Annotated in this window: 2 protein-coding genes and 1 rRNA gene; 1 reads left to right on the top strand and 2 read right to left on the bottom strand. The window is 65.8% G+C overall.

Translation table 11 applies throughout. From position 1 onward, the window contains the following. Positions 1 to 725: 725 nt before the first annotated feature. A complete protein-coding gene (locus AC1DNG_RS21720; protein ID WP_476888316.1) occupies positions 726 to 998 on the bottom strand; it encodes a DUF6924 domain-containing protein in 273 nt (90 codons plus the stop codon). A gap of 405 nt (positions 999 to 1,403) precedes the next feature. Here AC1DNG_RS21720 and AC1DNG_RS21715 point away from each other — a divergent pair, with 405 nt between their 5' ends. After that, positions 1,404 to 2,087 (top strand): DedA family protein, encoded by a 684-nt coding sequence (locus AC1DNG_RS21715; protein WP_476888315.1) that lies wholly within the window; start codon positions 1,404 to 1,406, stop codon positions 2,085 to 2,087. Between the two features lie 268 nt (positions 2,088 to 2,355). Here the strand turns inward: AC1DNG_RS21715 and rrf are convergent. Further along, positions 2,356 to 2,441: ribosomal RNA gene (gene rrf / locus AC1DNG_RS21710) — 5S ribosomal RNA — on the bottom strand; the annotation flags it as partial.

Genomic DNA, 2,441 nt, shown 5'->3' with positions numbered 1-2,441 from the left:
GCCGACCAGATCCGGTCTTGAAATTTAGGGGATTGGCCGCCTCCGGTTCCCAGCATTTCCGCTGGTCTCCCTCGCGGCGACTTAGAAAACAATACACCCACCACGCCCCCACCGCAACTCCACCCCCCACACCCACCCCACCACCCAAATACCCCGCCACCACAACCCAAAACCACCCGCCACGCACCTCATCACACGCTCCCCCGCCACGCACGGCCACTATGCCGTGCATCACTCCAGCCCCGTGCCAGCAGATCCCCCACATGGCGGGCCCATGCAAAAGCAGCCAAACAGTCCGTCGTGTTGTCGAATGCAGGCCGCCACAGGGGCGTGACGCGGCAGGATGCTTCCGATGCCTTCTGGGCCAGACTCCGAACCAAGTGTTGTTCGAGGGGTACCGCAACCGGGTTCCCGGACGTCGGACGGCTTGCCTGACCCTGAACCGGCTCATGGATCCCGCCGCGATCACCGCCGGCCTTCCGTCCAACACTGCCGCCTGCCATCCGCCGGGGCCTATGACGAGTTGATGGCCCAACAGCAGCCACCCCGCCGAAATCGTGGCTGAAGGGAACACCTGACGAACATCAGCTACCTGGAATCAGCGAAGGACCTTGAAACCCGCGGCGGAAGTTGCATGATCTCGTGGTTTGATCGAGCGATTGATTCGGCCGCAGCCTGTTCCCAGGACGTCGAAGCAGCGAGAATTGTCAGGCAACCCCCTGAAGTCACCCTTGCTGTCTGTGCTTTCTGGGAGCTCCCCCCCAGTCCATGTTCGCGATGTCTAAGGTGTTATCGACTCCCCAGAGTCCGCGCGCAATGCATCGGAACGGTCGGCGCGATGCCTCGCGCAGATCCGTGATCTGTACTGGATACCCGCCTTCAAGAGCGGCACGTTCCACGACGAACAAGACAGACGCGTGTTCATTGCCTGCCGGGGCCGCCAGGCGAACGTGTTCCCACCCGACGTGATCCCAGGCAGTGTCATCAACGGCCTTCACTCACGCGCGGAATCCATTTTCATGCTCGGAAAGCGCATCCAACCAAGCGTCTTAGTGCTGAAGGTCGTACGCACCAGGAGGGAGGGCGGGCATGGCCTGTGTGTAAGTCTTCAGGGCCTAGAGCAGGAGGCGTAGTAGAGGCGCAGGGCCGGCGGTCGTAGCGGCGCGGGCGGTGGTGGTTGTGGGCGATCCGGCCGGAGGGCCGAGGCTAGCGCCGCGGCCGGAAACGCTGTGCCGCCGCCGGCCGGGCAGTGTCCGCAGCGTGCTCTTGACGCGGCCCCGGCCGCAAGGGTAGACAAGGGCCATCCCGGTGCTGTCGCGGGGGTTATGACCGCAGACAGAACGCGGGCAGCGCGGGGACCGTCATGATGAACCACGGCGGAGCAGCGGAGTGAGGTGTGAGCGATGACCGGAATAGTTGCCCTCCGCTTCATGGCGCTCGGCTGGGCGGCCTACTTCGCCGCGGAAGCAGGGGTTGCGGACGACTGGGCGTACTACTTCGCCGTCTTCGTGATTGTGCTGGCCCAGTGCGCCGGTGTACCGCTTCCCGCCGTGGCCGTCCTGCTTGGCGCCTACGCCTCGGCGCGCCACGGAGACCTGAACCTTGCCGCCGTTATCGCGGTCGGCAGCCTGGGCGCCATGCTCGGGAGCACTATTGGCTACGTACTTGGGCGGGTGGGAGGCCGTCCGCTGATGCTTCGACTCGCACGGCGCTTCCACGCCGACGAGAATCGCATCCTCCAGCTCGAGTCGTTCTTCGATCGGCACGGCGGCAAAGCCTTGTTCTTCGGCCGCTGGGTCATAGTGGTCCGGCTCTGGGGCGCCATTGCCGCGGGGGCCGCCAAGATGCCGTGGCCCAATTTTCTGCTCTGGACCATCACAGGGTCCATTGCCTGGGTCGCGAGCCTCAGTGTTCTCGCCTATTTGGCCGGGGCGCTGGCCAATGCCATCGGTGACGCTCTCGACATCGGCGGCTGGGTGCTGGTCCCCTTCGTCGTGCTTGGCCTGGTGATCGTCTGGCGCCGGCGCAGACGCCGGAAGCTCAGGTCAGCGGGAGGGGCAGGGGACGGCGTGCCCGATGCCGAATGAGGCCGTCCAGGCGTGTCCGGCCTGTACGTTACTCCAGCAACGCGGGGCCTCCTTCAAGGTGGAGCATACGACGTCGTAGGGCCCCGCACCGGCGATCGGGCACCAAGGCGATTATCGGCCCGGGGGCATCTGGCCGTGTACCGGCCCGGTTTGGGGGCAGCCGGCCGTGGGCCCGGGCTCCGGGGCCGGGGTCCCGGCCCTGCCTGAGAGGGGGGTTAAATGCGGGAGGACCCCCACGTGTGGTGGGGGTCCTCGACCGTTAATGGTGTTCCGGCGGTGACCTACTCTCCCACACCCTCCCGGGTGCAGTACCATCGGCGCTGTGGGTCTTAGCTTCCGGGTTCGGGATGGGAC

It is taken from the genome of Arthrobacter sp. 01T425 (assembly GCF_056398725.1).
This window is presented reverse-complemented; position numbering and strand designations above follow the sequence as displayed.

Coding starts and splice junctions, on each gene's coding strand:
- AC1DNG_RS21715 (WP_476888315.1), top strand. CDS start 1,404: ATGACCGGAATAGTTGCCCTCCGCTTCATGGCGCTCGGCTGGGCGGCC.